Origin of the sequence: Nocardia sp. NPDC060249, from assembly GCF_042728755.1 — a bacterium.
In the GTDB taxonomy this organism is placed as follows: Bacteria; Actinomycetota; Actinomycetes; order Mycobacteriales; family Mycobacteriaceae; genus Nocardia.
On sequence record NZ_JBHXAQ010000017.1, the window covers coordinates 83,872 to 90,403 of the forward strand.

The following is a 6,532-nucleotide window of genomic DNA, read 5'->3' on the forward strand; positions in this document are numbered from 1 at the left end:
TCGTCTCGCTCGGCGGCTAGGCGGTTCGGCGCAATACGAGCAGGCAGCGGCTGGCGACCGGCAGCGTCGCCGCCGCGGCGTACACCGCGTCGGCCGCGCCGGTCGGGGTCGAACAATCCAGGGCGAGCGACCAGTGCGCACCGAACTCCGGTCCGGGCAGGACGAAATCGATCGCTTCGTCGTGCGCATTGAAGCACAGCAGGAACGAGTCGTCGGTGATGCGTTCACCCCGTGGACCCGGTTCGGCGATGCCGTCGCCGTCGAGCAGCACGGCCAGGGACTTCCCGAAGCCGCTGTCCCAGTCGGCGTCGGTCATCTCGGTGCCCGCGGGCGCGAACCAGGCGATCTCGCGGCGGTGACCTTGATCGTCGCTCGGACCGGCGGCCAGGAAGCGACGGCGCCGGAAGATCGGATGCGCGGTGCGCAAGGCGATCACCGTCCGGGTGAACTCGAGCAGCTCGGCATTCGACTCCGCCAGCGACCAGTCCATCCACGCCAGCGGCGAATCCTGGCAGTACACATTGTTGTTGCCGAGCTGCGTGCGTCCGATCTCGTCACCATGGGCGAGCATCGGCGTGCCCTGACTCAGGATCAGCGTGGCCAGCAGATTGCGTTGCTGGCGAGCACGCAGCGCCAGGACCCGGGGATCGTCGGTCTCGCCTTCGACGCCACAGTTCCACGATCGGTTGTGGCTTTCCCCGTCCCGATTGCCCTCGCCGTTGGCATCGTTGTGTTTCTCGTTGTAGGACACCAGATCTCGCAGCGTGAAGCCGTCGTGCGCGGTGACGAAGTTGATGCTGGCGCCCGGTCGCCGTCCCGTCGACTCGTACAGATCCGACGACCCGGTGAGCCGGGAAGCGAACTCGCCCAATGTCGCGGGCTCCCCGCGCCAGTAATCACGCACCGTGTCCCGGTATTTGCCGTTCCACTCGGTCCACAGGCTGGGGAAGTTGCCGACCTGGTAGCCGCCTTCGCCCACGTCCCAGGGTTCGGCGATGAGCTTGACCTGACTCACCACCGGATCCTGGTGCACCAGGTCGAAGAACGCGGAAAGCCGGTCCACATCGTGCAATTCGCGAGCCAGCGTGGCGGCGAGGTCGAAGCGGAAGCCGTCGACGTGCATGTCCAGAATCCAGTACCGCAGCGAGTCCATGATCAGTTGCAGCGTGTGCGGATGCCGGACATTGAGGCTGTTGCCGGTACCGGTGTAGTCCTTGTAGTGCTCGGGGTCGGCCTCGTCGAGCCGGTAGTAGGCGGCGTTGTCGATCCCGCGCAGGCTCAGTATCGGCCCGTTGTGGTTGCCCTCGCCGGTGTGGTTGTAGACGACGTCGAGAATCACCTCGATGCCCTCGGCGTGCATCGCGCGCACCATCGCCTTGAACTCCGCGACCGCGCCGTCGCCACGCGGCCGGGCCGAATACTGGTTGTGCGGCGCGAGATAGCCGATGCTGTTGTAGCCCCAGTAGTTGCGCAATCCCTGATCGGTGAGCACATGATCGTGGAAGAACTGGTGCACCGGCATGAGCTCGATCGCGGTGACGCCCAGCGACTTCAGATGCCCGATGATCGCCGGATGCGCCAGGCCCGCGTAGGTGCCGCGCAGATCCTCGGGGATTTCCGGGTGCGTCATCGTGAGGCCCTTGACGTGCGCTTCGTAGATCACCGTCTCGTGGTAGGGCCGGTTCGGCGGCCGGTCGGGACCCCAGTCGAAGAACGGGTTGATCACCACCCCGGTCATCGTGTTGCCCAGCGAATCCAGCCCGTAGGTGTAGAGCGAGGGATCGTTGACGAATTCGCCGTCGAACGCCTTCCCGTACGGGTCGAGCAGCAGTTTGCTGGGATCGCAGCGTAATCCGAGTTCCGGATCGTAGGGACCGTGGACGCGAAAGCCGTACCGCTGACCCGGCGTGACGGAGGGCAGGTAGGCGTGCCGGACATAGCCGTCGACTTCGTCGAGGTCGACGCGGGTCTCGGAGCCGTCCTTGGCGATCAGGCAGAGCTCGACCTTAGTGGCGACTTCGGAGAACACCGAGAAGTTGGTGCCCCCGCCGTCGTAGGTCGCGCCGAGCGGATACGCGGTGCCCGGCCACACCTCGGGTCGGTCGTTCGGGCTCGACATGCTACGACAGTAATGGAACCGTGGGTCCCACCGCGCACGATGTGACCGGCCGCTCGCGGACCGCTGCTCAGGCCGATGTGGTCGCGAGCAACCGCCGCGCGTAGCCGGTGCGCCGCGCGAGCCCGGCCAATCCGCCGAAGATCAGCCGTTGCAGGAACGCGGGCGGACCGGCGAGATAGCCGTCCTGGTATTCCCACAGCAGCCCGAGGGCGAGCGGGTTGCGGGGGAGCTTGCTCCTCGTCGTCTTGTTCGCGTTGTCGAGGCCGCTCCAGAATTCGAACATCTCCCAGTGCTGCAGCGGCGGACGGATCAGATGGTCCATCACGGTGTCGTTCGCCTCGTTCCAGAACTCGTGTACGGCGCGCGGGGGCGCGGTCACGGTCTCGCCCGGCCCCGCGACGATGTCCTCGCCGTCGACCCGAAACCGCACCTGACCGGTGCGAATGGTCCAGGTTTCGCTGATCTCGGGATGCCAGTGCGGGCCGGCTTGCCTGCCGACGTGCGGCAATACGTGTTCGAGGCGCAGATAGGCGCCCTGCGCGTCGGCGCCCCGGTCGACGAGCGTGACCCGATGCCCGTTGCGGAAGGTGAGGACGGAACCGATGGCAGCCATTACTCAGATATAAAGGTAACCTTCCTAGTATGTCAATGGCTGAGCGATCGTCCTTGCTGAAACTGCTGGTCCAGGCGGCCGATGCCTACGAACGCGCGCTGAACCCCGCGCTGCGCGCCGGGCGCGGAACCGATCTGCGCCCAGCCCACTACGCGGTATTCCGCTACCTCGCGCCGGAAGGATCCCGGGTGACCGCGCTAGCCGAGGCCGCCGGAATGACCCAGCAGTCGATGGGGGAGTTGGTCACGCACCTGGAGAAGTGCGGATACGTGCGGCGCGCGCCCGACCCCGCGGACGGGCGGGCGCGGCTGGTGGTCACGACCGCGGCCGGTCGGGAGGTGGTGGCGCTGGCTGGGCGCCACATCCAGCGAATCGATGAGGTGATCGCCGCCGAGTGGGGCGCGGAATCGCTCGCCGTGGTCCGCGATGCCCTCGCTCGGCTGCCCGCCGCGATCGCGAATCACGCCGACACCCGTTCCGCCGAGCACGGCGAGTGATAACTTGAACAGCGTTCAAGGCTGTCGTTTCGGCAGCCCCGGGCGACGACGAGGAAACCTGTGGACCTGACCCCCGAGCAGATCACCGCCCTCGATGCCGAACACGTCTGGCATCCCTACGGCGGATTCCCCGCGACCACCGAGCCGCTGGTCGTGGCGAGTGCGGCGGGAACGCGGCTCACTCTCGCCGACGGCCGCGAACTCGTCGACGGGATGAGCTCGTGGTGGGCGGCCGTCCACGGCTACTGTCACCCCGTCCTCGACGCCGCCCTGCTCGCGCAATCCCAGCGCATGAGCCACGTGATGTTCGGCGGGCTCACCCACGAACCGGCCGCCCGCCTGACCCAGTTGCTGGTCGAACTCACGCCCGCCGGTCTCGACAAGGTCTTCCTCTGCGACTCCGGCTCCGTCTCGGTCGAGGTCGCGACCAAGATGTGCCTGCAGTACTGGCGCGGGGCCGGGCGCCCGGCGAAGAACCGGCTGCTCACCTGGCGCGGGGGATACCACGGCGACACCTTCACCCCGATGAGCGTCTGCGACCCCGACGGCGGCATGCACTCGCTGTGGACCGACGTCCTCACCGAGCAGGTCTTCGTCCCCGCGCCGCCACGAGAGTTCGAACCCGGCTATGTCGCCGAACTCGAACTCGCCGTCGCCACCCATCGCGACGAGCTGGCCGCGGTGATCGTCGAACCGGTCGTCCAGGGCGCGGGCGGCATGCGCTGGCACGATCCGCGCTACCTCACCGAACTACGCCGGATCTGCGACGACCACGACGTGCTGCTCGTCTTCGACGAGATCGCCACCGGATTCGGCCGCACCGGCGAGCTGTTCGCCGCCGACCACGCGGGCGTCGCGCCGGACGTGATGTGCGTCGGCAAAGCGCTGACCGGCGGCTATCTCACCCTGGCCGCGGCACTGTGCACCGCGCGGATCGCCGAGACCATCAGCGCGGCACACGGCGGGCTGATGCACGGGCCGACCTTCATGGGCAACCCCCTGGCCTGCGCCGTCGCGGTCGCCTCGATCGAGTTGCTGCGCTCGCGGGACTGGCGAGGTGAGGTGTCCAGGATCGAGTCGGAGCTGCGGACCGGCCTCGCGCCGCTGGCCGAGCTGCCCGGTGTCGCCGAAGTCCGCGTGCTCGGCGCGATCGGCGTCGTCGAACTCGACGAACCCGTCGATATGCGCGCCGCGACCGATGCCGCCGTCGACGCCGGTGCCTGGCTTCGCCCGTTCCGCAACCTCGTCTACACGATGCCCCCGTTCATCAGCACCAGTGCCGACATCGCCGCCATCACCGAGGCCGTGCGCGCGGCGGTGAAGGCCTCGATCGCATGAGCCCGACCGTCCTGAACGGTGTTCAAGTATGCTGCTCAACTGTGAGTACGGATCCGTTGAGCTGGTTGGACGAGCGTGCGGCCGAACGGGTCGACGCCGGGCTACGCAGGCATCTGCGCGAGCGTGTCGCCGAGTCGTCCGCGATCGACCTCGCCTCCAATGACTACTTGGGCCTGCACCGGCACCCCGAGGTCGTCGAGGGCGCGATCGAGGCGGTGCGTCGGTGGGGCGCGGGCTCTACGGGTTCCCGCTTGGTCACCGGAACGACCACCGAGCACGCGCTCCTCGAGCTCGAACTGGCCGAATTCGTCGGTGCCGAAACAGGATTGGTCTTCGCCACCGGCTACGCCGCCAACCTCGGCGTGGTCACCGCGCTGGCCGGTCGCGGCACCCTCGTGGTCTCCGACGCGGGTTCGCACGCCTCACTGGTCGACGCGTGCAGGCTTTCTCGTGCCAGGGTCGCGATCGCGCCACACCGCGATGTCGCCGCGATCGAACGTCTGCTCGCCGAGCGCACCGAAGAGCGCGCCTTGGTGCTGACCGATTCGGTCTTCAGCGCCGACGGCGACCTCGCGCCGCTGACCGACCTGCATCGCGTCACCCGCGCGAACGGCGCCGTGCTGATCGTCGACGAAGCCCACGGACTCGGGGTCCGCGGCGAGGGTGGACGCGGACTCGTGCACGAGCTGGGCTTGGCCGGCGAGCCGGACCTCGTGATCACCGCGACCCTGTCGAAGGCATTCGCCGCCCAGGGCGGCGTTGTCCTGGCCGATGCCAGAATCCGTGCCCACCTGATCGATGCCGCGCGCACCTTCATCTTCGACACCGGCCTCGCCCCCGCCGCGGTCGGCGCGGCCCGCGCCGCCCTGTCGCTGCTGCGCCGCGACCCGTCGATGGCCACCCGCGTACTCGACCGCGCCGCCGACATCGCCCGGATCGCCGGGGTCCCCGAACCGGATTCCGCGGTTGTTTCCGTCGTTCTCGGCGAAGCTCACGTCGCCTTCGATGCCGCGCAGGCATGCCGCGCCCGCGGCCTCGACGTCGGTTGCTTCCGCCCGCCCTCGGTCCCCGAAGGGACCTCCCGGCTGCGGCTCACCGCCCGCGCCGACCTGACATCCGCCGAACTCGACACGATCGCCGAGGTCCTCGGCGATGTTCTCGCCTCGGCCCGCGGCAAGGAATCGGTGACGGCATGACTGTCCTGCTGATCAGCGGCACCTCGACCGACGTCGGCAAAACTGTCGTCACCGCGGCACTGGCCGCCGCCGCGCAGGCCGCGGGGCGCACCGTCGCTGTCTGCAAGCCCGCGCAGACCGGCATCGCCCCCGGTGAACCCGGCGACCTCGCCGAGGTCACCCGCTTGACCGGGGTGACCCGTACCCTCGAGCTCGCCCGCTACCCGGAACCACTCGCACCCGACACCGCCGCGCGCCGCGCGGCCATGCCACTGCTGAGCCTGGGTGACACCGTCGCCGCCGTCGAATCGCTCGCCGACGCCGACCTGGTACTGGTCGAAGGCGCGGGCGGACTGCTGGTGCGGATGGGCGAGTTCACCCTGCTCGACCTCGCCCAGAAGATCGGTGCACCGGTCCTGGTTGTCGCCGCGGCCGGCCTGGGCACCCTCAACCACAGCGAACTCACCACCCGGACCCTCGCCGCGGCTGGTGTTCCCTGCGCCGGGTTGGTCATCGGCTCCTGGCCGACCGATCCCGACCTCGCCTCGCAGTGCAATCGCGAAGACCTTCCGCGAGTCACCGAGACCCCGATAGTCGGCGCGATCCCCGCAGGCGCGGGGCAGTGGGACCGCCACCGCTTCACCGCGGCCGCGGCGAGCTGGTTCACCACCGGACCGCTGTTTGGAAACCACCCTTGACCAGCCGATTTGACTTCGTGTTGGTCGGCACGTAACTTTATTCGAGTCAGAGCGACACGGACACCGACTCAGCCACTGGCTGGGACACGAGG

General features: G+C 68.6%; 6 protein-coding genes. 4 read left to right on the top strand and 2 right to left on the bottom strand.

Features of this window, described 5'->3' with window-relative positions:
• Positions 1–16 precede the first annotated feature (16 nt).
• Both glgX and ACFWFP_RS32280 read right to left on the bottom strand, forming a co-directional pair.
• Positions 17–2,119, bottom strand: a complete 2,103-nt coding sequence (gene glgX, locus ACFWFP_RS32275) for a glycogen debranching protein GlgX (RefSeq protein ID WP_379301429.1) — start codon at positions 2,117–2,119, stop codon at positions 17–19.
• A gap of 67 nt (positions 2,120–2,186) precedes the next feature.
• Complete coding sequence (locus ACFWFP_RS32280) at positions 2,187–2,732, bottom strand: cupin domain-containing protein (protein WP_379301431.1); 546 nt, start codon at positions 2,730–2,732, stop codon at positions 2,187–2,189.
• Positions 2,733–2,761: 29 nt separating this feature from the next.
• Here ACFWFP_RS32280 and ACFWFP_RS32285 point away from each other — a divergent pair, with 29 nt between their 5' ends.
• Genes ACFWFP_RS32285 through bioD form a run of 4 tightly spaced genes read left to right on the top strand, consistent with a single transcriptional unit; the run spans position 2,762 to position 6,440 of the window.
• A complete protein-coding gene (locus tag ACFWFP_RS32285; protein ID WP_379301433.1) occupies positions 2,762–3,229 on the top strand; it encodes a MarR family winged helix-turn-helix transcriptional regulator in 468 nt (155 codons plus the stop codon).
• 60 nt (positions 3,230–3,289) lie between these two features.
• Complete coding sequence (locus ACFWFP_RS32290; RefSeq protein ID WP_379301435.1) at positions 3,290–4,567, top strand: adenosylmethionine--8-amino-7-oxononanoate transaminase; 1,278 nt, start codon at positions 3,290–3,292, stop codon at positions 4,565–4,567.
• The gene (locus tag ACFWFP_RS32295) at positions 4,564–5,763 is read left to right on the top strand and encodes an 8-amino-7-oxononanoate synthase (RefSeq protein WP_379301437.1); all 1,200 of its coding nucleotides are present in this window, start codon (positions 4,564–4,566) and stop codon (positions 5,761–5,763) included. Before ACFWFP_RS32290 ends, ACFWFP_RS32295 begins: the two co-directional genes overlap by 4 nt.
• Positions 5,760–6,440, top strand: coding sequence for a dethiobiotin synthase (bioD, locus tag ACFWFP_RS32300; protein WP_379301439.1), 681 nt, complete (start codon positions 5,760–5,762; stop codon positions 6,438–6,440). Before ACFWFP_RS32295 ends, bioD begins: the two co-directional genes overlap by 4 nt.
• Positions 6,441–6,532 lie beyond the last annotated feature (92 nt).